The sequence below is a fragment of the Halobacillus litoralis genome (assembly GCF_009856415.1).
Lineage (GTDB): Bacteria > Bacillota > Bacilli > Bacillales > Halobacillaceae > Halobacillus > Halobacillus litoralis_C.
In genome coordinates this window covers 974,833-997,077 of record NZ_WMEZ01000001.1, presented here as the reverse complement: position 1 = coordinate 997,077, position 22,245 = coordinate 974,833, and the positions used below count along the sequence as shown (strand labels likewise).

General features: G+C 43.7%; 18 protein-coding genes. 11 read left to right on the top strand and 7 right to left on the bottom strand.

The features are described from left to right. Positions 1-12 precede the first annotated feature (12 nt). The 4 genes from GLV98_RS05225 to GLV98_RS05210 all read left to right on the top strand — a co-directional run bounded on the left by GLV98_RS05225 (position 13) and on the right by GLV98_RS05210 (position 5,897). On the top strand, positions 13-1,845 hold the full coding sequence (locus tag GLV98_RS05225; RefSeq protein ID WP_160912710.1) for an ABC transporter ATP-binding protein: 1,833 nt from the start codon (positions 13-15) through the stop codon (positions 1,843-1,845). A 317-nt stretch (positions 1,846-2,162) separates the two neighbouring features. After that, positions 2,163-3,524, top strand: coding sequence for a cytochrome ubiquinol oxidase subunit I (locus GLV98_RS05220; protein ID WP_160912708.1), 1,362 nt, complete (start codon positions 2,163-2,165; stop codon positions 3,522-3,524). After that, positions 3,521-4,534 carry a cytochrome d ubiquinol oxidase subunit II gene (locus tag GLV98_RS05215; RefSeq protein ID WP_160912706.1) on the top strand — a complete coding sequence of 338 codons (1,014 nt, stop codon included), beginning with the start codon at positions 3,521-3,523 and terminating at the stop codon, positions 4,532-4,534. Before GLV98_RS05220 ends, GLV98_RS05215 begins: the two co-directional genes overlap by 4 nt. Before the next feature lie 697 nt (positions 4,535-5,231). Beyond that, entirely contained in the window at positions 5,232-5,897 is a 666-nt protein-coding gene (locus GLV98_RS05210; protein ID WP_089652745.1) for a potassium channel family protein, read from the top strand. Positions 5,898-5,991: 94 nt separating this feature from the next. Here the strand turns inward: GLV98_RS05210 and GLV98_RS05205 are convergent, their stop codons facing one another. Beyond that, a complete protein-coding gene (locus GLV98_RS05205; RefSeq protein WP_160912704.1) occupies positions 5,992-6,480 on the bottom strand; it encodes a GNAT family N-acetyltransferase in 489 nt (162 codons plus the stop codon). Between the two features lie 291 nt (positions 6,481-6,771). Between GLV98_RS05205 and GLV98_RS05200 the strand changes: the two genes are divergently transcribed. Continuing rightward, positions 6,772-8,493 carry a pyruvate oxidase gene (locus GLV98_RS05200; protein WP_160912702.1) on the top strand — a complete coding sequence of 574 codons (1,722 nt, stop codon included), beginning with the start codon at positions 6,772-6,774 and terminating at the stop codon, positions 8,491-8,493. Positions 8,494-8,535: 42 nt separating this feature from the next. On the opposite strand, the gene rnjA is transcribed toward GLV98_RS05200, so the two are convergent. Further along, on the bottom strand, positions 8,536-10,206 hold the full coding sequence (rnjA, locus tag GLV98_RS05195) for a ribonuclease J1 (protein WP_160912700.1): 1,671 nt from the start codon (positions 10,204-10,206) through the stop codon (positions 8,536-8,538). 3 nt (positions 10,207-10,209) lie between these two features. After that, positions 10,210-10,419, bottom strand: a complete 210-nt coding sequence (locus GLV98_RS05190; RefSeq protein ID WP_160912697.1) for a DNA-dependent RNA polymerase subunit epsilon — start codon at positions 10,417-10,419, stop codon at positions 10,210-10,212. Positions 10,420-10,856: 437 nt separating this feature from the next. Between GLV98_RS05190 and GLV98_RS05185 the strand changes: the two genes are divergently transcribed. Continuing rightward, entirely contained in the window at positions 10,857-11,633 is a 777-nt protein-coding gene (locus GLV98_RS05185) for a Cof-type HAD-IIB family hydrolase (protein ID WP_160912695.1), read from the top strand. A gap of 144 nt (positions 11,634-11,777) precedes the next feature. Here GLV98_RS05185 and def read toward each other — a convergent pair whose 3' ends face one another. Beyond that, complete coding sequence (def, locus tag GLV98_RS05180) at positions 11,778-12,332, bottom strand: peptide deformylase (RefSeq protein WP_160912693.1); 555 nt, start codon at positions 12,330-12,332, stop codon at positions 11,778-11,780. 219 nt (positions 12,333-12,551) lie between these two features. On the opposite strand from def, the gene GLV98_RS05175 reads away from it, so the two are divergent. The 5 genes from GLV98_RS05175 (at position 12,552) to lpdA (ending at position 18,539) form a co-directional block, all read left to right on the top strand. Continuing rightward, positions 12,552-13,241: a YkyA family protein gene (locus GLV98_RS05175; RefSeq protein ID WP_337193716.1), complete on the top strand. Its 690-nt coding sequence runs from the start codon at positions 12,552-12,554 to the stop codon at positions 13,239-13,241. Positions 13,242-13,735: 494 nt separating this feature from the next. Next, positions 13,736-14,818, top strand: a complete 1,083-nt coding sequence (pdhA, locus tag GLV98_RS05170; protein WP_160912981.1) for a pyruvate dehydrogenase (acetyl-transferring) E1 component subunit alpha — start codon at positions 13,736-13,738, stop codon at positions 14,816-14,818. A gap of 3 nt (positions 14,819-14,821) precedes the next feature. Continuing rightward, positions 14,822-15,799: an alpha-ketoacid dehydrogenase subunit beta gene (locus GLV98_RS05165; RefSeq protein ID WP_089652751.1), complete on the top strand. Its 978-nt coding sequence runs from the start codon at positions 14,822-14,824 to the stop codon at positions 15,797-15,799. 28 nt (positions 15,800-15,827) lie between these two features. After that, positions 15,828-17,126 (top strand): 2-oxo acid dehydrogenase subunit E2, encoded by a 1,299-nt coding sequence (locus GLV98_RS05160; protein WP_160912691.1) that lies wholly within the window; start codon positions 15,828-15,830, stop codon positions 17,124-17,126. Positions 17,127-17,129: 3 nt separating this feature from the next. Next, positions 17,130-18,539, top strand: coding sequence for a dihydrolipoyl dehydrogenase (gene lpdA, locus GLV98_RS05155; RefSeq protein ID WP_160912689.1), 1,410 nt, complete (start codon positions 17,130-17,132; stop codon positions 18,537-18,539). 241 nt (positions 18,540-18,780) lie between these two features. Here lpdA and GLV98_RS05150 read toward each other — a convergent pair whose 3' ends face one another. The 3 genes from GLV98_RS05150 to GLV98_RS05140 all read right to left on the bottom strand — a co-directional run bounded on the left by GLV98_RS05150 (position 18,781) and on the right by GLV98_RS05140 (position 22,134). After that, positions 18,781-19,155: a hypothetical protein gene (locus GLV98_RS05150; RefSeq protein ID WP_160912687.1), complete on the bottom strand. Its 375-nt coding sequence runs from the start codon at positions 19,153-19,155 to the stop codon at positions 18,781-18,783. A gap of 328 nt (positions 19,156-19,483) precedes the next feature. Beyond that, on the bottom strand, positions 19,484-21,019 hold the full coding sequence (locus GLV98_RS05145) for a glycine betaine uptake BCCT transporter (protein ID WP_160912685.1): 1,536 nt from the start codon (positions 21,017-21,019) through the stop codon (positions 19,484-19,486). A 38-nt stretch (positions 21,020-21,057) separates the two neighbouring features. Further along, positions 21,058-22,134 (bottom strand): FUSC family protein, encoded by a 1,077-nt coding sequence (locus GLV98_RS05140; protein ID WP_160912683.1) that lies wholly within the window; start codon positions 22,132-22,134, stop codon positions 21,058-21,060. Positions 22,135-22,245 lie beyond the last annotated feature (111 nt).

Here is a 22,245-nt window from a genome sequence, read left to right as displayed (position 1 = left end):
AGGAGGGAGACCATGGCTCGCAAACCAAAACATGAACCAGAAACGAGCACCCATTTGAATCGATTTAAATATACGCAGGACCAGGCGATTGAAAAGCCGTTCAACTGGGCGCAAATGTGGCGGCTTCTCAAGTACTTGAAGCCCTATGCCAGAACTTTGCTGCCCGTAGCGATCATCGCGATGCTCGTATCCACCATCGTGAGACTGGTTGTTCCTATTTTAATTGGTCAAGTAGCAATCGACGTTGCGATTGCTGATGGGAATACCAATCTATTGATCCAACTCGTGGTTGGAATTGCCATCATGTATTTACTCAGTTATATCGGCAATGCGCTTAGAATTAAATATGTGAACATCCTCGGTCAGAATGTGATCTATGACTTGAGGCAGCATTTATTTTCCCACGTCCAAAGACTTTCTCATAAGTTTTTCGACTCAAGGTCCGCAGGTTCGATCCTTGTCCGGATTATGAACGACATCAACTCTCTGCAGGAATTGTTCACGAATGGAATCATCAACTTGCTGATGGATGTGGTCATGTTGACAGGGATTGTCGTCATTCTATTAGTCTTCAGTCCAAAACTGGCCCTGGCGATTCTCGTCATCCTGCCGATCATGTTCTATATCTCAACAAAGCTGCGCCGTAATATTCGCCGCTCCTGGCAGAATGTGCGAATCCAGCAATCTAAGTTGAATTCGCACTTAAATGAAAGCCTCCAGGGGATTCGCATTACTCAATCGTTTTCTCAGGAAAAAGAAAACACAGAGTACTTCAATGGTGTGAATACAGATAACTTCCAATCCTGGAACACAGCTTCAAGGAAAAGTGCCATGTTCCGCCCATTTGTTGAAATGAGCAATGCGGTCGGAACGGTCATCCTTGTCGCTTATGGAGCCCATTTAATCTTGCAGTCAAGCATCCAAGTCGGTGACTTTGTCATGTTCGCTTTCTTCCTTGGCATGTTCTGGGAACCGATTTCCCGTTTAGGGCAGATGTATAACCAGCTCTTGATGGCGATGGCTGCCTCTGAGAGGATCTTTGAATTCCTGGATGAGGAGCCAAACGTAGAGGAGAAGAAAGATGCGATTGAGCTGAAAGACATGAGAGGACATATTGAATTTGATCATGTTCAATTCGCCTATGATTCGAAACGCATCGCCCTCCACGACATCAACCTTAAAATGAAGGAAGGCGAGACCGTCGCTCTTGTCGGTCATACAGGATCCGGAAAATCGACGATCGCCAACTTGATCAGCCGCTTTTATGACCCGACTCAGGGGGCCGTCAAAATCGATGGGATAGACTTGAAGGATGCTACCATCGATAGTGTCCGCCAGCAAATCAGTGTCGTCCTGCAGGATACCTTCATTTTCTCAGGAACAATCATGGAAAACATCCGCTTCGGACGTCCCGATGCTTCCGATGAAGATGTAATTGAAGCAGCAAAAGTCGTTGGAGCTGATGATTTTATCCAACGTCTAAACAGCGGCTATGAAACAGAAGTAGAAGAGCGTGGAAATATCCTATCTGCCGGTGAACGACAGCTCCTGTCCTTCGCCCGTGCACTGCTTGCTAATCCAAGAATCCTAATTTTGGATGAAGCAACGGCAAGTATCGATACAGAAACAGAACTGAAGATTCAGCAGGCGCTTCGTAAACTGCTCAAAGGACGAACAGCGATTATGATTGCTCATCGCTTGTCTACGATACGAGAAGCGGACAACATTTTCGTCCTTGAGAATGGACGCATCCTGGAACAAGGCTCACATGATGAACTCATGGATCAGGAAGGCGAGTACTACGACCTTGTAAAAGCCCAGTTTCAAATGCTCGACGCTATCTGATTATTTCCAAAGACATCGCAAACGCGGTGTCTTTTTTTGTTCAACTAAAGTCTCGAAACTAAGTCTTCAAGACTAGGATCCATAACGGAAGAAGAAGTATGCTTTCTGTCGGCCTTCTTAAGTTAGAAGGTTTGATCAATAGGGAAGAGAAGATATAGGCATAATGTTCGACAGCAGGAAAAAGTTCGGGTAAGATTTTCATAAATTAGACACTTTGTGAAGGATGTCACAAAATCGTCAACAACCATCTGACCATGAACCGTTTTCACGTTTTATACTAACGGTAGTAGTGACCGATTTAGTTAGGGGGAAGAAAGATGTTTGGATTTGAAACTGTTGAAGTGAGCCGGGCGCTTACCGCTATGACGCTGCTTTTTCATGCGATCTTCGCAACGCTTGGAGTGGGTGTTCCTGTACTCGTATCCATTGCCGAGCTCATAGGAATAAAGAAAAAAGATCCACACTATACATTGCTTGCTCGTCGCTGGACGCGCGGCTATACCATTACAGTAGCTGTCGGTGTTGTAACAGGTACGGCGATTGGCTTACAGCTCTCATTAATTTGGCCAAGTTTCATGCAGTTGGCCGGTAATGTCATTGCCCTGCCATTATTCATGGAAACCTTCGCGTTTTTCTTTGAAGCGATTTTCCTTGGCATTTATTTATATACATGGGACAGGTTCAAGAAACCGATCTATCACTGGCTATTATCCATACCCGTCGTGATCGGTGGAACGCTGTCTGCCTTTTTCATAACTACCGTCAACTCTTTTATGAATACACCACAAGGTTTCGAAATGGAGGACGGGCGTTTTACAGCCGTTGATCCGCTCGCGGCGATGTTCAACCCTGCGACCCCGACGAAGGTGTTTCACGTCATTTCCTCCTCTTATTTAACAGCTGCCGCGGTACTTGCTGGTATTGCAGCCTTCATTATTCTTATTAAAAAAGGCTCGCTTTATCATAAGAAAGCATTGAAACTGACGGTTACGATGACGTTTCTATTTGCGATTTTGACAGCTGTTGCCGGAGATTTTTCTGCCAAATTCCTTGCCGAGTACCAGCCGGAAAAACTGGCGGCAGGGGAGTGGCACTTTGAAACAGAAGAAGGTGCCGATCTAGTCGTTTTCGGTACATTAAATGAAGACAACGAAGTAGAAAATGCGATACGCATTCCAAATGCATTGAGTTTTCTTGCTTATGGCGATTTCAATGCAGAGGTGGAAGGGTTGAATGAAACACCAGAAGAGGAACGACCTCCTCTTTGGATCCACTACATGTTCGACCTCATGGTCAGCATCGGCTTTTACACACTCGGAATTTCGTTCTTATTTCTCGTATTCTGGAAGTTAAAGAAATGGAACGAGTATAACCCGCTTCTCCTATGGGGGATCGTAGCTACTGGCCCGCTGACGATGCTTGCAATCGAGTTTGGATGGATTTATGCAGAAGTAGGACGTCAACCATGGATCTTACGTGGATTCATGACCGTTGCAGAAGGTGCAACCACTTCTCCGTATGTGTTCTCGATGTTCATTCTATTTGCAGCTGTGTACCTTGTGCTCGGTATGGGATGTCTCATCACATTACGGAAAATTTTCAAAGGAATACCGGCTGAATTGGAGTTGGAACACCGTTATCCTCAAACAGCCGCTGCAAGTAAGGAGGATGACGCATGAGTTATGAATTGATAGGAATTTCCGTTCTATGGCTCTTCCTTTATGGGTATTTGATTGTCGCTTCTGTCGACTTTGGAGCCGGTTTTTTCGCTTATTACGCACGAATGACGAAGAAGGATCATTTGATCAATCAGCTGATCTCTCGTTATTTATCGCCCGTATGGGAAGTGACCAACGTCTTTTTCGTCTTCTTTTTCGTTGGACTCGTCGGGTTTTTCCCGGATATGGCGTATTACTTCGGACAAACCCTACTCATACCAGGAAGTATAGCAATTGTCCTGCTCGCTATTCGAGGATCTTTTTATGCTTTTGAAAACTATGGTTCAAAGGATAATTCTCTCTATATGTTCTTATATGGAGCGACAGGACTGCTCATCCCGGCATCTCTTTCCACCGCTCTAACCATTTCTGAGGGTGGCTACATTGAGGAGACCTCTAACGGTGTGCAACTGCTTTTTGGGAAATTGCTGACCAGTCCCTATTCCTGGAGTGTTGTTTTCCTTGCTATCGTTAGTGTCCTTTATATCAGTGCCATGTTCTTAACGTATTATGCCAACCGGGCAGGGGATCAACCAGCGCTTGAAATCCTTAGAAAATATGCGCTGTTCTGGAGTTCTCCGACAATCATTGCCAGTCTCACGACATTCATCGCACTTAGTCAGCAAAATATGGATCACTTCCAGCGAGCCATTGAATTATGGTGGGTCTTCGGAATATCCGTAGCCTTTTTCATGATTGCTGTCTTTCTCGTCTATCAAGGGAAGTATTATGGCTGGGCATTCATCGCCGTCATGATTCAATTTTTCATTGCATTCTTTGGTTACGGAGCCTCTCATTTGCCATACTTGCTCTATCCTTATGTAACCATTACAAGTGGCGTGACGAACGAATCCATGGCGATCGCTCTGGTCATCGTCTTTATCGCAGGACTGTTATTATTGATTCCATCTCTCATCCTGTTAATGAGACTGTTCCTTTTCGATGCGGATTATGTAAAAGGGAAAAAGTAAATGAACTAACCCAAAGCATAGAGTCCATGGACTCTATGCTTTCTTTTGTTATGAAAGAATATGGCAGGATTCTTGAAGACTCAGTTTCGAGATGTTTCGTGGTTCGTTATCGTGTTGAGCGCCAGGGGTGGCTGGGAAGCTACTCGCTTTCCTGTGGGGGACGTGGTGAGCTTCCTCGGACTGCGTCCTGCGGGATCTCACCTAACTCCTTCTCCCACGGGAGTCTCGCAGCTTCCCAACCACCCCATTCGAGGTATGTGAAAAACGAACCTCTGTACCAAGTTGGAAGGTCTTCCACTACCACACATTTGAGGTGTAATGAGCTCTGGATCAAGCTCTGACGTACTTTGGAGGTGTTCTAATCATCCACTTCCCTCAACCATACATGCTCCCCTTTTAGAAGTGGTTTCGAGACACATATAAGGTAAAGGGGCGGAGGGAAAAGGTGAGACTCCTATGGGACGTGTGGGACAGGTGAGACCCCGGAAGGCGTAGCCTGAGGAGGCTCACCGCCCGCCCCATGGAAAGCGAACCTTTTCCCGGAGCTCCTAGAACCAACAATTGTCTCGAAACTGAGTCTTCAAGTAAAGGGAGCTTTAGTGGAAGTTCTTTTATTATTATGGAAGTTCCATATGTTGAGTGGGGTTTTATGTGATAGAATAAGCATAGATTTTGCGAGACAGTTGGAGGTTGACCTATGAAAAAAGAATTTGCCGTTATCGGCCTCGGCCGCTTCGGGGGGAGTATCTGCCGCGAATTGAGCCGGGAAGGGATGGAAGTTCTCGCCCTTGACCTTGATGAAGATAAAGTAAACGAATATCGTGATATCGCGTCACATGCCGTCATTGCTGATTCAACTGATGAGAATGTATTGAAAGAGCTTGGATTCCGTAACATCGACCATGTGATAGTAGCGATCGGGGACAATATCCAGGCCAGTATGTTGACGACATTGATATTAAAAGAGATGGGCATCAAAATGATTACAGTCAAAGCCCAAAATGATTACCACGAAAAAATTCTAAACAAGATTGGAGCCGATCAAGTCGTTCACCCAGAACGTGATATGGGAAAACGAATTGCTCATAACATCATTTCCAACAACATCCTCGATTATATCGAGCTTTCTGATGACCATAGTGTTGTTGAAGTGAAAGCCGGAAGTAAAATGGGTGGTCAAACGCTCGTGGACCTTGATATCCGCGCCGAATACGGATGTAACGTTGTCGCCATCAAAAGAGATAAAGATGTCATCGTTTCACCAATGGCAACGGAAGAAATCAAAGAGAGCGATGTCCTAATCGTCATTGGTGCAGATAAAGATATCAGCCGCTTTGAAAAAAACCTCGTATTAGAAGATTAATACTATGCTGTAATACCTCTCTGGTCAAAAAAGGTCCAGAGGGGTATTTTATTATTGTTTTTATTAAAGTTTGATGTAAACCATAATGCAACTGCTAATCGCTCAAAGAATCAAGGGCAATCTCCATTTTTCTACTCCTGGTCTTCATCCCCATGGACCGATAAAATTCAATCGCCGATGAATTACTCTCGGTTACTCCCAGTTCAATACTATCTACTTTGAGTCTGCTGCCAAAATCAAAAACGTACGCCGTTAGTGCTTTTCCGATCCCCTTTTTTCTATGCTTTTCATCAACGCATAAACTGTTTATTAACAATACTTTCCTCGCTTTGACAAAAGAGTTTTCCATTGTTTCTTCTTCCTTTGTCACGATAACTCCAACTAAATCATCTTCTATGGAAGCCACAAAAATATGCTGATGGCTATCCATCAACTGGCTTTCAAAAAAACCTTGCTCCACTGGAGTTGCATTCTCTATGTACAAATCCGGCCTTGCAGAAACGTGAAATTCATGAACCTGTTTAAACAGAGTCAGCAACGACTCATAATCGTTTAGCTTAGCGTTACGAATGGATAAATCCATATTTCTCCTCCCAGTCAATCATTTTTTATTGTATTTTATCACTTCTTGCTCCTGCTCTGAAGTAGTTACTTGAACTTACCTGCGCCGTTTGTGGATGATTGATCCACGAACGGAGGTCGTCTGAGATTAAAATAATGGATTCGAAGTATATCATGAATTTTTTATAACAGAAATTTATTAGTGGAAAACATGGACATCATTTATCATCGACTCCATTGTTTAAGAAAAGCGGGAAAAGGAAATAAGAAAGGTTATAGAAGATAATTTATGGAGCTTGAAAGGATGATTTGGATGTTCAATAAACGAACAGGGGAAGTCATGACACAACAACTTATCAACTGGGGTGTCGATCACATATACGGAATGCCGGGAGACTCCATCAACGAATTGATTGATGATTTGAGGAAAAGGCAGGATGAAATCGAATTCATACAAGTCCGCCATGAGGAAACCGGTGCCTTATCAGCGGCCGCTTATGCGAAATTGACCGGCAAGATCGGTGTAACGGCAGCAATTGCTGGACCAGGAGCTGTCCATTTACTTAATGGCCTTTATGATGCAAAAGCAGACAGCGCGCCTGTGCTGGCGATCGTTGGACAAGTGCATAGTGAGGAAGTGGGGACGGGAGCGTTCCAGGAAATCAACTTGGAGAGAATGTTTGATGATGTCGCTGTCTTCAATCGTCGGGCGGAGACAGAAGCACAGCTTCCGGATTTACTGGACCAGGCCATCAAAGAAGCATACGCTCATAAAGGGGTTTCCGTTTTGATCGTACCGGATGATCTTTTTGCAGCCAAGCAGAAAGATGAGGTTCGACTCACATCTGGAGACTACTATCGACCAGAAATTTTTCCTGCGCAGACTCAATTGAACGAAGCTAGACAGCTGATTGAAAAAGCAGAGAAGCCGATTATTCTGGCAGGGCAGGGGACGAGAAATGCACCAAATGAATTGATTGATTTTGCAGAAGCAATAAAGGCTCCCATCATCATGAGCCTACTCGCTAAGGGGGTCATCCCGGATAATCACCCTTACTGCCTTGGCCAGCATGGTCAAATCGGGACGAAGCCTGCCTACCATGCCATGAAGGAAACAGACTTGTTAATTCTTGTAGGGACCCAGTTCCCTTACCGGGATTTCCTTCCCGATGATGTCACAGCGATCCAAATTGACAACAAACCTGAAAACTTGGGCAAATACTATCCTATTGACGTAGGTCTTGCAGGGGATAGTAAAGAAACTCTCGCAGCTTTAGCGAAGTTAGTCTCCCCTGTTGAAAAGAGGGACTACCTTGAGTATTACCAGGAGAAAATGAACGATTGGAGAATCGCCGTTCAGGAAGAGAAACGTTCCACGGAAAATCCATTGCATGCGCCTCAAGTGATGTACGAATTGGAAAAACATATGGAGCCAGGCGCGATTGTCTCAGGAGATGTTGGAAATGTGACGGTGTGGCTCACGCGCTTTTTACACCTGGTGAACCAGAAATTTGTTTTGTCCGGTTGGCTTGCAACCATGGGAAGTGGACTACCTGGCGCGATTGCAGCGCAAAAAGCCTATCCGGATAAGCAGGTGATTGGAGTATCTGGTGATGGGGGATTCTCTATGGTCATGCATGATTTTGTAACGGCCGTCAAATACGACCTGCCGATTAAAATGATTGTGCTGAATAATAGCAAAATTGGAATGATTAAATACGAACAAGAACAGATGGGGCATTTGAATTACGCTACGAACTTAGGAGAAGTGGACTTCGCGAAGTTTGCGGAAGCTTGTGGGGGAGAAGGGTATCGCATTGAATCCTATGAGGAGCTCTCTACAAAAATGAAACAGGCCTTCGTTTCGGAAAAACCGGTGCTGATCGATGTCGTCATTGAAGACCAGGCCCCGCTCCCAGGAAAAATTGATTACCAGTCAGCTGTGAACTTTTCCAAGTATATCGTTAAAGAATTTTTTGAAACTGGAAACCTCGACTTGCCGGACATGAAAAAAGCATTGAAACGGCTGACATAAAAAGAAATCCCCGCTGGAAATTCCAGCGGGGATTTTTCATGATCACACTTCCATAATGATTGGAAGAATCATCGGACGACGCTTCGTCTTTTCAAACAAGAACGGAGCAATGGTATCTGTGATTTCGTTTTTGATCTCAGACCATTGAGTCGTACGACGCTCCATCACTTTTTCAACATGGGAGCTGACAAGGTTCTGTGCTTCTTTAATCAAGTCTTCTGATTCTCTCATGTAGACGAATCCGCGGGAGATAATATCAGGACCTGATGCGATCTTGAATTCTTTCATGTTTATGCTTACGACTACGATGACAAGACCTTCTTCAGAAAGAATTCTACGATCACGAAGGACGATGTTACCGATGTCACCAATTCCGCTACCATCTACATAGACAGAGCCGGACGGGATTTTGCCTGCGACACTAGCTTCATCTTTCCCGAGAGCAAGGACGTCACCATTATCCATGACGAAGCAGTTCTCAGGCTCGACGCCACAATCGTGGCTGAGCTTCGTGTGCTCTTTCAGCATACGGTACTCCCCGTGAATCGGCATAAAGAATTTCGGTTGGATCAAACGAAGCATGAGCTTCATTTCTTCCTGACTACCGTGACCGGATGTATGGATGTCATTCAATGGGCCGTGGATGACATCGGCACCGGCGCGGTAAAGTTTATTGATCGTACGGCTGACACTGATCGTGTTTCCAGGGATTGGGGAAGAAGAGAACACGACGGTGTCGCCAGGTTGAATTTGAATTTGACGGTGAGTACCGTTGGCGATACGTGACAGGGCAGCCATTGGTTCACCTTGTGAGCCTGTACATAGGATCACGACTTCATTTGCTGGAAGTCGGTTGATCTGTTGGGCATCAATGAATGTATCCTTAGGGGCACGGATATATCCAAGTTCCTGACCGATTCGGATGGAAGATTCCATACTGCGTCCGAATACAGCCACTTTACGGCCTTTCTTAACGGCAGATTCCACCACTTGTTGAAGGCGGTGAATATTTGATGCAAAGGTTGCAAAGATCAATCGACCATCATCCATACGCGTGAAGATGTCATCGATGCTTTGCCCAACCACTCGTTCTGATTTTGTAAAACCAGGAACTTCTGCATTGGTACTATCGGACAATAGGGCAAGTACGCCTTCTTTTCCGATTTCAGCCATCTTAGCAAGATCGGCTGGTTCTCCTACAGGGGTGAAGTCGAATTTAAAGTCCCCGGTGTGTACGACGTTTCCTGGTGGGGTTTTTACTACAACCCCGTAGGAATCAGGGATACTGTGTGTCGTACGGAAGAAGGAAACGGATGTCTTACGGAATTTGATGACATCATCTTCCTGAATCGGATTCAGTTTCGCATTCCGCAAGAGGCCGTGTTCATCCAACTTGTTACGGATCAGGCCTAGTGCCAATTTGCCCGCGTAAATAGGAATATTGACTTCACGTAGCAGATAAGGAATTCCACCAATGTGGTCCTCGTGACCGTGCGTAATGAATAGTCCTTTGATTTTGTCTTGATTTTGGACGAGGTACGTATAATCCGGAATAACATAGTCGATACCGAGCAGCTCGTCTTCCGGGAATTTAATACCAGCGTCAATGAGGATGATTTCGTCTTGGAATTGTACTCCGTACGTATTTTTACCGATCTCACCGAGTCCGCCCAGGGCGAATACGGCTGTCTGGTCATTCTTAACGAATTTCATCGGTTAAAAATTCTCCACTTTGAAATCTTCGGATTGCTTTTCATATTCAAGATGATCCTCATCAAGCACCTGAATATATTCAATATTGAATCCTTCATTTTTTAATTTTTCACGAACTTGTCTTTCTGTTTCCGCTTCCACGTACATGCTGTCTGTACGTTCACGGACAGGAACTTCGCTCGCAAGTTCCTGATAAAGTACTTTAAATATCATTACTCTATCGCTCCTAACTAGATATAATTTCCACATTCTTGTCCTGTCATCATCATAGCACGTTTGTTTCCTATATGGGAATGATAATGGTATGTGCGGGTGCTCGGTACACCCTAAAACAATGGTTTACGCGTATGTTTTTCGTTTCATGAAATTTTTCCAACGTTTTCTAAGCTTCCTTCGTAGACGCTTCATCATTGGCATCTATCCCCTTTCATTCTGAAGAAGAAAACAAAAAAACGTTAAACCGCCCAATCCCTGTTATCTCTAGTATAATACGGTTTGTGGAAGAATGAAACATTTACATATTAGATTTTGTATATATCGTGTGTTTTTCTTCTCAAACCTATCCACTCATGCTACAGTATAGCCAAAGAGTGGGGTATGCTATGATACATAAGAGAAATTGTATGCAGGCCGACGAGGAGGACAAGGAAATGACGAAAAAAATTGCTTTTTTTGATATTGATGGAACACTGCTGGATCACGATAAAAAACTGCCGGAGAAAACGAAGGCAGCGATCCAGGCACTCAAAGATGAAGGGGTTTACTGCGCCATTGCAACGGGACGTGCTCCTTTTATGTATAAGAAGTTGAGAGAAGAACTTGGAATCGATTCCTTTGTCAGTTTCAACGGACAGTATGTCGTTTTTGAAGGAAAAGAGATCTACACAAATCCATTATCTGAACCAGAGCTTGCTCGTCTTCATAAGCACGCAGAGCAGAACGACCATCCGATGGTCTTTATGAATCATGAAGAAATGAAAGCTTCTGTACCAGATCACGATCATATAGAAGAAAGCCTGGGGACGTTATATATCGATCACCCTAGTGCGGACGCATCCTTTTTCAAAGGAAGAAATATTTATCAGTCCCTTCTCTTCTGTGAAGGTGACGAAATCGAAGAGTATAGAGAAGCCTATGAATCCTTTGATTACATCCGGTGGCATCCTGTTTCCTGTGATGTCCTTCCTAAAGGTGGGTCAAAAGCCGAAGGGATCAAAAAATTGATTGAAGCAGCCGGGCTTAAGATGGAGGATACGTATGCCTTTGGCGACGGCTTGAATGACATTGAAATGATCCGTGAGGTAGGAACGGGAGTCGCGATGGGAAATGCAGTATCTGAAACGAAAGCTGTCAGTGATTTTGTAACCAAAGATGTCGGTGAAGACGGCCTTTCTCATGCGATTTATGAACTAGGGTTGTTGAAGTAACCTCTTTTTAACTTTAAGTCAGGGATTGTGGAAGAAACAGTTTCGAGGTACCCAGGGGGCGTTGCCCGGGTTGAGGGAGCTTATATAGAAGAAGTTAAGAGTATAAAAAGCTCCACCGTCATGGGACGGTGGAGCTTTTCGTTTTTATCGATCAGCAGGTGTAGCATTGTCAGGCTCCTTGAAAGGATTATCCTGATCGATGTGATCATAGAACATGACCCCGTGCAGATGATCAATTTCATGTTGAAACACGATAGCTGCATAATCTCTCAAGCGCAGCTTCACATCATTACCTTCGAGGTCCGTAGCTTTTACTGTAATACGACGATAGCGCGGGACATAACCAGGCACTTCGCGATCGACGGAAAGGCACCCTTCCCCTGTAGAAAGGTATGTCTTTTCCACTGAATGACTGACGATACGCGGATTGAATAAGCCGTAACTGTATAATTTATCTTTCATATCTGTGAAATGAACCGCTAGCATCCGTTTATTCACATTGATTTGTGGTGCAGCTAAGCCAACGCCAGGACGTAGACCGTAACGATTACAAATTTGCTCATCCTGACTGTTCTTCAAGTATTGGATCATTTCTTCTAATGTTTTTTTATCCTCCTCAGAAGGGGGGAGGGGCACTTCTTCTGTCACCTTGCGCAGAGCAGGGTGACCTTCACGAACAATATCGTCCATTGTAATCATTAAGCAACATCCTTTCAAACTATACATTTTTCAAAAAAAAGCTCCAATCAATGATTTATAATGAATGGAATAAAGAGCTCTCTCAAATAGATCTTTTTCTTCTCCATGTCAATGGTAACATATGTGAAAAAGGCACTTTCAATTTGATATCATTTATTATACTATTGTAGATACGTTTAGATTACAATAATGTTTCATGGAATTCGAGGGGGAAAAGGTGTGCGAGTACATATGCTAGTGGTGCTCCTGGCAGTAGCAGCTTTCTTATCTGCCTGTACAGGTCAGTCAGCAGAAGAACAGATTTATGAACATCTTGAAAAAGCGGTGACGTTAGAAGATGCCTTCCGCGAACAGCAGCAACCGATGGTGGATCTTGAGACAGAAGAACAACAGTTATATGAAGAAATCATCAATTTAAACATGGATCAATTTGATCAAATTCAAGAGAAGTCCAAGCAGGCGGCCTCGATTGTTGAAGAACGCAGAGAGAAGCTGGAGCTTGAAAAAGAAAGCATCGATGCAGCAAAGGAAGAATTCGATAAGGTTGAACCTTTGATCGAAGACATAGATGAAGAGCATGCGGAGGCAAAAGAAAAAGCAGAGCAATTGGTCGAAACGATGAATGCACGGTACGATTCGTACCAGAATTTATATACGGCTTATGACGAAGCTTTAACTTTGGATGCTAAACTATATGAAATGATGCAGAATGAGGATTTGACAGAAGAACAACTTCAGGAACAAATCGATAAGGTGAATCAAAAGTATAATGAAGTGATTGAACATAACGAAACGTTCAATGAACATACGGAAGAATATAATACATTGAAAAAAGAACTTTATGAAGCGATGGAACTTGATGTAACTTATGAAGAACAATCAGAATCCTCTGCTTCAGAAGAGGAGTAATGAGAAAGCCGTTGACGGAGATTCGTCAGCGGCTTTTTCTTTTCGGCAAAAATCATAAAGCTTTCCTTCCATCATTAAGAACTTGAAAACTGAACCAGCAGAAAGCTCTTACTGAACAATTCATTTGATTGTTAAGGGAAAAAAACGTAAGATTAATACAGGCTTAATTTTGTGGTGATACAGTATCTTGTTCTGAAATAACAAAATTAGTCATTTTTCGACTGCTGTCAGAAGCCTCTATGACTATGGTTAGATATTATGTAGCGAAGTGATTGACGAATGATGACGATTTAAGCTAAACTACATAATGGATTGACATTGTACCATTGAATCTTACTTGAAGAATGTAACAGTTTCTATAAACGCCCCTGCATGATTAATAAAGAAGTGTTCAGGGTAAAACGTAAAGAGCAAATCGGTACAGTTTTTTTTCATAATTGGGAAAGCTACTCACAGCATCCATTTTAAAATACGAAAGGAAAGGGTGAATGACTTTGAAACGAACTCTTGAGAACATTGAAAACCAGTTCGAAACGTTTCAAATCCTTAACGAAGAAGGCGAAATCGTAAACGAAGATTTTATGCCTGACCTATCTGATGAAGATCTAAAAGAAATTATGCGCCGTATGGTTTATACGCGTATTCTAGACCAGCGTTCCATCGCGCTTAACCGCCAGGGACGTCTTGGATTCTACGCTCCAACTGCTGGACAGGAAGCATCTCAGCTTGGAAGCCAATTTGCACTGGAGAAGGCAGACTTTATTCTTCCAGGATATCGTGACGTACCACAGTTGATCTGGCACGGCCTTCCACTTTACCAAGCATTCCTATTCTCCCGTGGACACCATAAAGGAAACCAAATGCCTGAAGGTGTCAACGCAGTGAGCCCACAAATCATCATCGGTGCGCAAATCACGCAAACAGCTGGTGTTGGACTTGGTTATAAAAAGCGCGGTGAAAATGCTGTAGCAATCACTTACACAGGTGATGGCGGTGCATCCCAAGGTGACTTCTACGAAGGTATCAACTTTGCTGGTGCATTCGGTGCTCAAGCGATTTTCGTTGTACAAAACAACCGTTTCGCGATCTCTGTACCTGTTGAGAAGCAGTCTGCAGCGCAAACAATCGCTCAAAAAGCTGTCGCTGCCGGGATCGAAGGCATCCAAGTTGATGGTATGGACGTTCTTGCTGTTTATGCAGCAACGAAAGATGCACGTGAGCGTGCTGTGAACGGTGAAGGTCCGACATTGATCGAGACACTTACTTATCGTTATGGCCCACACACAATGGCCGGAGACGATCCGACTCGTTACCGTACGGAAGATGAAGACAACGAGTGGGAGAAGAAAGATCCAATCGTTCGTTTCCGTAAGTTCCTTGAAGCGAAAGGCCTATGGTCTGAAGAGGAAGAGAACGAACTGATCGAAAAAACAAAAGAAGAAATCAAAGCAGCGGTTAAAGAAGCTGACAATACTCCAAAACAAAGTGTTACTGATTTGATCGGTATCATGCATGAGGAACTTCCTTCTAACTTGAAAGAGCAGATGGAAGAATACAAGGAAAAGGAGTCGAAGTAAATCATGGCACAAATGACAATGATCCAAGCCATCACAGACGCGATGCGCACAGAACTTAAAAATGATGAAAACGTGTTGGTTTTCGGTGAAGACGTTGGTCAGAACGGCGGAGTTTTCCGTGCGACTGAAGGTCTTCAAAAAGAATTCGGCGAAGATCGTGTATTCGATACACCACTAGCTGAATCCGGAATCGGCGGTATGTCCATCGGGCTTGCTCTTACAGGCTTCCGTCCGGTACCTGAAATTCAATTCTTCGGTTTCGTATACGAAGTCATGGACGCAATCAGCGGTCAAATGGCACGTTATCGTTACCGCTCTGGTGGTACTCGTCCAATGCCGATTACTGTTCGTTCTCCATTCGGCGGCGGTGTACACACACCAGAACTTCACGCAGACAGCCTTGAAGGTCTAATGGCTCAACAGCCTGGTCTTCGTGTAGTTATCCCATCTAATCCATACGATGCGAAAGGTCTTCTGATCTCTTCCATCCGCAATAACGATCCTGTGATCTTCCTTGAGCACATGAAACTTTACCGCTCTTTCCGTGAAGAAGTTCCGGAAGAAGAATATACAGTAGATCTTGATAAAGCTGCCGTTAAGCGCGAAGGTACAGACGTTACTCTTGTTGCTTACGGTGCAATGGTTCACTCTTCTCTTAAAGCTGCAGAAGAGCTTGAGAAAGACGGAATCAGTGCAGAAGTCATTGACCTTCGTACTGTATCTCCAGTCGATTACGAAACAATCCTTGAATCTGTTAAGAAAACAAACCGTGCTGTAGTTGTCCAGGAAGCTCAAAAGCAAGCGGGTATCGCAGCGAACGTTGTTTCTGAAATTCAAGAGAAAGCCATCCTTCACCTTGAAGCGCCTGTATTGCGTGTAGCTGCACCAGACACTGTCTATGCATTCACACAAGCAGAAGAAGTATGGTTGCCAAATCACAACACGATCGTTGAAAAAGTCAACGACGTTATGAACTTTTAATCATCTCTAATACTAGGAGGTAATAACCGTGGCATTCGAATTTAAACTGCCTGATATCGGTGAAGGTATCCACGAAGGTGAAATTGCGAAGTGGTTCGTCAAGCCTGGCGACGAAGTAAAAGAAGACGATGTACTTTGTGAAGTACAAAACGATAAAGCTGTAGTAGAAATCCCTTCCCAAGTAGATGGAACGGTCAAAGACATCCATGTGGACGAAGGTGAAACGACTACAGTCGGAACCGTCATCATCACAATCGATGATGGATCTGAAGATGCTCCTGCTTCTGAAGAGCCTAAAGAAGAGCCGAAGGAAGAAAAAGAAGAAGCATCTAAAGAAGAAAGCAAAGAAGAAAAAGCTGAACAACCAGCTGCATCTGCAAACGATGGTGATGTTGATGAAGACCGCCGCGTTGTAGCGATGCCTTCTGTACGTAAATTCGCTCGTGACAACGATGTCGACATCCGTAAAGTTCAAGGGTCCGGCAAAAACGGCCGCGTTCTTAAAGAGGATGTTGAAAGCTTCATGAACGGCGGACAAGCAGAAGCAGCGACAGAAGCTCCAGCTGAAGACAAGCAGGAAGAAGCAGCTTCTACACAACAAGCAGCCCCAGCTGCAGGTGAAGCTTATCCAGAAACCCGTGAGAAGATGAGCGGAATCCGTAAAGCGATCTCCAAAGCTATGGTGAACTCCAAGCATACAGCTCCTCACGTAACGTTGATGGACGAAGTGGATGTATCTGAACTAGTTGCCCACCGTAAGAAGTTCAAAGCTGTTGCAGCTGAGCAGGACATCAAGTTGACTTACCTTCCATATGTTGTGAAGTCTCTTGTATCTACTCTGAAGAAATATCCTGTCCTTAATACGTCAATTGACGACAATACGGATGAAATTATTCAGAAACACTATTATAATATTGGTATCGCTGCTGATACAGAGAAAGGCCTAATGGTTCCAGTCGTAAAAGATGCAGACCGCAAGTCCGTCTTCTCAATCTCAAGCGAAATCAACGAACTAGCTGTGAAAGCTCGTGACGGTAAACTATCATCTGAAGAAATGAAAGGTGCTTCCACTACAATTACGAATATCGGATCTGCCGGTGGTCAGTGGTTCACACCAGTCATCAACCACCCAGAAGTGGCGATCCTTGGTATCGGACGTATTGCAGACAAGCCAATCGTACGCGATGGTGAAGTTGTAGTAGCTCCAGTTCTTGCGATTTCCCTAAGCTTCGACCACCGTATCATCGATGGTGCAACAGCTCAGCACGCAATGAACAACATCAAGCGTTTACTGAACGATCCACAACTAATCATGATGGAGGCGTAAAGTATGGTAGTAGGAGATTTTCCAATTGAACTAGATACGTTAGTTGTCGGTGCGGGTCCTGGCGGTTATGTTGCCGCCATCCGTGCTGCACAATCCGGTCAAAATGTAACCATTGTCGACAAAGGTAACCTTGGAGGCGTTTGTTTGAACGTCGGTTGTGTTCCTTCTAAAGCGTTGATCCAAGCTGGTCACCGTTACGAACACGCTCAAGGCGCTGAAGACATGGGAATCAAGTCAGAAAATACAACGGTCGACTTTTCTAAAGTACAAGAGTGGAAAGGCGGCGTTGTAAACAAACTGACTGGCGGTGTTGAAGGTCTTCTTAAAGGAAACAAAGTAGACATCGTAAAAGGCGAAGTTTACTTCGTAGATAAAAACACAGTTCGTGTCATGGATGAAAAGAACTCTCAAACCTACACGTTCAACAATTGCATCATTGCAACAGGTTCTCGTCCAATTGAGATTCCTTCTTTCAAATTCTCTGATCGTGTTCTAGATTCTACAGGTGCTTTGAACCTGGATGAAATCCCAGAGAAAATGGTCGTGATCGGCGGCGGTTACATCGGTACTGAACTTGGTACTGCGTATGCAAACTTCGGTACAAAAGTAACCATCCTTGAAGGTACAAAAGACATCCTCGGCGGTTTCGAGAAGCAAATGTCTTCCATCGTTAAGAAGCGTCTGAAGAAAAAAGGCGTAGACGTTGTAACAGAAGCGATGGCTCAAGGTGTTGAAGAGACGGAAAATGGAGTGACCGTTAAGTATGAAGCTAAAGGGGAAGAAAAATCCATCGATGCGGATTACGTACTTGTAACTGTCGGTCGTCGTCCGAACACAGACGAAATCGGTCTTGAAGATGTAGGAATCAAGATGTCAGATAAAGGAATCATCGAAATTGATAAACAGTGCCGCACGAGCATTGATAACATCTATGCCATCGGTGATATCGTTGAAGGACCTCCACTTGCTCACAAAGCTTCTTATGAAGGTAAAATCGCTGCAGAAGCGATCTCTGGTGAGAAGTCTGAGATTGACTACCTTGGAATTCCAGCTGTCGTATTCTCTGATCCAGAACTAGCTTCTGTTGGTTACACCGAGCAGGAAGCTAAAGATGCAGGATACGATGTCAAAGCATCCAAATTCCCATTTGCAGCAAACGGACGTGCGCTATCTCTAAACGAAAGTGACGGTTTCTTGAAACTCGTTACACGTAAAGAAGACGGCCTAGTCATTGGTGCTCAAATCGCTGGTGCGAATGCTAGTGACATGATTGCTGAGCTTGGCTTGGCGATCGAATCCGGCATGACCGCTGAAGACTTAGCGCTAACGATCCACGCTCACCCGACACTAGGTGAGATCACGATGGAAGCAGCTGAAGTTGCGATTGACCAACCAATCCACATCGTTAAATAATGAAAGATAAAAAGCCCGACAGACTCACATGAGTCTGTCGGGCTTTTTTTGTTGTAGACAAGGTTAATGTCCCCTAACTAGAGTTTAATGTCCTTTGACGGTAAGTCAACGCCCTCTAGCTGAGCTTTAATATCCATTAATGGTGAGTCAAGGGCCTCTAACTAAGATTTAACGTCCTCTCACAGGAGTTCCTTATTGAATGTACAAAAGCCTCCCATGATAATAATGGGAGGCTTGGCATCTATCTAACCATCGCTATATGATTTTCCAATGTCATTAAGATTTTTTCACGTGGATTGTTTCCTGATATCGTAGTCACCGTTTTTCCTTCTTCTTTCACAACGAGGAGGGGTAATTCTTCTGTAGGAATGTCCAGGTCGTTTTTATTCTTTTCCGTTTGTTGAAACTTTAATTCTGTACCGTCCTCCTGCTTCAATTTCCAATCAAGGAGAGCGCTTAAGTAATCCTGGGCAGACTCTTCCTCGTCCACTTCAGAGTATAAGTATAATTCATAATTCTCAGGTGTAGCTGTAAGTACTTGGACGGTTTCCCCTTTCTGGAGGCATCCTGCGAGTAAGAAGATAGTTAAGAAAGATAGGATAATACGATTGATCATGGTCCGACCCACTCCCTTGTCTTTGATCCATACTCAGTGTAACAAGGAATAAGAGAGATTTTTTTGATGTTATCGTTTTGTCATGGAATTGAAAGTCTCATGTTGTATTGTGACATCTACTGTAAAACCCTTCATTAAACGAATAACCTAGTAGACGTCTATATAGAAGCGTGCAACAGCTTGTGTAAGGATGTGAAATATAAAGGAAGGGGAAGGGTGCTTGGAGAAGAAAAGTAGGCTTGCCATGCATCTATTGACCTTATAAGGAATGGGAGAATGGAGTATAAAAAAGAACCCAGAAAGTGATTTCTGGGTTCCTTAGGTTTCATTATTTCTTTTTCTTTTTGAGATCAACTAATTTCGCTTCCTCCTGGAAGGTCTTAAACAAGGAGAAGCAGATGAGTATCATAATAAAGGTGAACGGGAAGGCGGCGATGATCGCTGCCGTTTGGAGAGCACCTAAGCCACCTTGCCATAGCAGGACGGCTGCTGCTCCTGCTTGAATGATTCCCCAAGTGAATTTCACCTGGTTTTTAGGATTCAAGCTACCGTTCGTTGTCTGCATGCCAAGTACGAATGTAGCAGAGTCAGCAGAAGTCACGAAGAACGTACTAATAAGCAATAGCCCTACGAAAGACATAATTGAACCTAATGGTACATTTTCCATCATAGAGAAGAGAGCGACTTCTGAACCAAGCTCACTAACATCTGAATAGATATCCACATCATTGAAGAACTCAAGTGAAATCGCTGTTCCACCGAATACTGAGAACCATAGAGCTCCAAAGATTGTCGGAACTAAAAGGACACCTAAAATGAATTCACGAACTGTTCGTCCGCGGGATACACGTGCGATAAATGTTCCTACGAATGGAGCCCATGAAATCCACCAAGCCCAATAGAATATGGTCCAGTTTTGAACCCATGAACTATCTTCTGCAAATGGAGTCATCCGAAAGCTCATGTAGGGCAGGTCGCGGATATAAGACCCGAATGATGTCGTGAAGTAATCCATGATAAAGTTCGTAGGTCCTGCGAATAGCATGAACACCATTAAGCCGATGGCAAGCACCACGTTGGTGTTACTAAGATATTTAATTCCTTTGTTCAAACCAGTCATGGCAGAAACCATGAAAAGGATAGTTACGACAGCAATAATTGTAAGCTGTAGTGTGAATGTGTCTTCTAAACCGTCAATGGTAAAGGCAAGACCACTGGATATTTGAAGTGCACCTAAACCTAGAGAGGTCGCAACACCGAAAATCGTTGCAAAAACAGCGATGAAGTCGATAAGTGTACCAATCGGACCTTTTACTCTCTTTTCACCCAGTACAGGTGTGAGAGCGGCACTAATGACACCAGGAGCATCCTTTCTGAATTTAAAGTAAGCAAGTGCCAAAGCCAATACAGAATAAAAGGCCCAAGGATGAAGTCCCCAGTGGAAGAAGGTGTACTTCATCGCGGACTGAGCTGCTTCTTCGCTCATAGGCTCTTGTCCCGGGATTGGTGGGGTGTGGAAGTGAGAAAGGGGTTCTGCAGATCCCCAGAAAACAAGTCCAATACCCATACCCGCACTAAAGAGCATGGCAAACCATGTAATATAAGGATACTCCGGTTCATCATCCGGTTTCCCTAATTTTAAATTTCCATATTTCGAGAAGACCAAAAAGATAACAAAAATTAAGAATCCTGTAGCTGATAATAAGTAGAACCATCCAAATTTTTCAGTCAGAAACCCCTGTATGTTAGATGTTACATTTTCTAAGTTCCAAGTCGGTAGAATACTTTCTGGGATGACTCCCCAGCCAATGAATAAGAATGCGACAACTACCGAAATGTAAAATACTTTTGTTACTTGTTTCATTACTGACTTCCCTCCTGTTAAAAGATTTCTTCACCACATTACGACTGATTTGGTAAATAGCATTTTTTCACTAATTGCTCCTGTTTTTCTGACAAATTTTGCAATTCTTCCAATACGTCGTGAAAACAAAGCAATTCGTAAATTAAGATCGTCTGTGGTGGTAAGTGGTGTCGGTATCCTGTCTGCTTTACGACATGGTCTTCTTTCCATTTCCAGAATGCATCATCCAGCTTATTTACCATCTCGAACTGCTTTTCGTTAATCGAGTGGGTCGGGTCACTGAGTACGTGAGTGAATTCCTCCGTAAGTGCAAGCAAAAGCTCTTTTTCCTCGTTTGTGAAATCAGAGGCTTTTGTTTGGACGTACTGCAAGTTTCCAAGATGATAAGCAATTTGTTGGAATGCCGCCAGTTTGCGCTGAGAGAGTTGAAAAGCGACCATTTCTTCTTCTGAGTGACGGTGATATTTCCACTCTTCCCTTTGATATTGAGAAAGCTGATTTGTCTTTTCCAGATGGGCCGTCAATTGCCGGTATGACCTCTGAATAGCGCGAGTTTTCTCTTTAGATTCTGCCGTTACCTCAGAAATTATTCGCTTCAAAAGCAGACCAGCATGATTATACAAACCGTTGATGTTTTTGTAAATCATCGGCGAATAATTGGGAGGCAAAAGGAAAAAATTCACAAAAGTCGAGATGATGATTCCAATGGAGGTTGTACCCAATCTCGTAAAAAATGAAACCACATATTGATCTTGGAAATCTGGAATCATGGCCGTTGCCGTAATGGTGGCAACCAAGATCCCATCATCCAGTTTCAATTTGTGACAAACGGCGATCGTCACCATAGCTACAAGTGCGAACGTCAACGCGCCTTTTCCAAGCATCCCGTAAAAAGCTGTCGCGAGTAAAGCTCCGATAGCTGAAGCGGGGAAGCGCACGAAGGCTTTCTTAATCGAATCTGCAGCTGTGTGTTCAATCGTTACTATTGCAGTGATGACAGCAAATATAATGGGTAAATTAAAAAAACCGCAAATTAATGCAGTCAAAAAGACAGAAATCCCCGTTTTCAATGTGCGGCTTCCTAAAAATTTGAATTTTTTCAATGAATGTAGCATTTTTATCACCCATATGTAAGAAGTCATGAGACCACGATAAAACATTATATAATATTTTACCCGAAAACGATAGAAAAAATGTTGAATTTTCTTTTATAATGGAGGAAGTGG

Coding starts and splice junctions, on each gene's coding strand:
- GLV98_RS05225 (WP_160912710.1), top strand. CDS start 13: ATGGCTCGCAAACCAAAACATGAACCAGAAACGAGCACCCATTTGAAT.
- GLV98_RS05220 (WP_160912708.1), top strand. CDS start 2,163: ATGTTTGGATTTGAAACTGTTGAAGTGAGCCGGGCGCTTACCGCTATG.
- GLV98_RS05215 (WP_160912706.1), top strand. CDS start 3,521: ATGAGTTATGAATTGATAGGAATTTCCGTTCTATGGCTCTTCCTTTAT.
- GLV98_RS05210 (WP_089652745.1), top strand. CDS start 5,232: ATGAAAAAAGAATTTGCCGTTATCGGCCTCGGCCGCTTCGGGGGGAGT.
- GLV98_RS05205 (WP_160912704.1), bottom strand. CDS start 6,480: ATGGATTTATCCATTCGTAACGCTAAGCTAAACGATTATGAGTCGTTG.
- GLV98_RS05200 (WP_160912702.1), top strand. CDS start 6,772: ATGTTCAATAAACGAACAGGGGAAGTCATGACACAACAACTTATCAAC.
- rnjA (WP_160912700.1), bottom strand. CDS start 10,206: ATGAAATTCGTTAAGAATGACCAGACAGCCGTATTCGCCCTGGGCGGA.
- GLV98_RS05190 (WP_160912697.1), bottom strand. CDS start 10,419: ATGATATTTAAAGTACTTTATCAGGAACTTGCGAGCGAAGTTCCTGTC.
- GLV98_RS05185 (WP_160912695.1), top strand. CDS start 10,857: ATGACGAAAAAAATTGCTTTTTTTGATATTGATGGAACACTGCTGGAT.
- def (WP_160912693.1), bottom strand. CDS start 12,332: ATGATTACAATGGACGATATTGTTCGTGAAGGTCACCCTGCTCTGCGC.
- GLV98_RS05165 (WP_089652751.1), top strand. CDS start 14,822: ATGGCACAAATGACAATGATCCAAGCCATCACAGACGCGATGCGCACA.
- lpdA (WP_160912689.1), top strand. CDS start 17,130: ATGGTAGTAGGAGATTTTCCAATTGAACTAGATACGTTAGTTGTCGGT.
- GLV98_RS05150 (WP_160912687.1), bottom strand. CDS start 19,155: ATGATCAATCGTATTATCCTATCTTTCTTAACTATCTTCTTACTCGCA.
- GLV98_RS05145 (WP_160912685.1), bottom strand. CDS start 21,019: ATGAAACAAGTAACAAAAGTATTTTACATTTCGGTAGTTGTCGCATTC.
- GLV98_RS05140 (WP_160912683.1), bottom strand. CDS start 22,134: ATGCTACATTCATTGAAAAAATTCAAATTTTTAGGAAGCCGCACATTG.